This window comes from Streptomyces sp. P17 (assembly GCF_032436805.1).
Classification (GTDB): Bacteria; Actinomycetota; Actinomycetes; order Streptomycetales; family Streptomycetaceae; genus Streptomyces.
Map to the genome: position 1 here is coordinate 1 of NZ_JAVRBF010001196.1, position 252 is coordinate 252.

1 protein-coding gene is annotated in these 252 nt (G+C 66.7%); it reads right to left on the reverse strand.

Annotation, left to right across the window (positions count from 1 at the left end; translation table 11 throughout):
* Positions 1 to 227: sigma factor (locus RMT89_RS44405; protein ID WP_315889431.1), on the reverse strand; the 227-nt coding region annotated here is incomplete at its 3' end.
* Positions 228 to 252 lie beyond the last annotated feature (25 nt).

The following is a 252-nucleotide window of genomic DNA, read 5'->3' on the forward strand; positions in this document are numbered from 1 at the left end:
CGGTATAGCCAAGTGCGAAGCGAGGCCCGTCCTTCGAACCCTCTGAGGCCTCGCCAGGCGGCCAGCAGGGCATCCTGAAGGGCGTCCTCGGCGTCCTGGAAGGATCCAAGCATCCGGTAGCAATGCACCTGGAGTTCTCGGCGGTGCGGCTCGGTCAGTTGGCGGAACGCGTCGCCGTCGCCGGCCCGCGCCCTTGAGATCAGGTCGGCTGTCGCCAGCCTCACCATCGTGTCACCTCGCCTTGTCGAACCT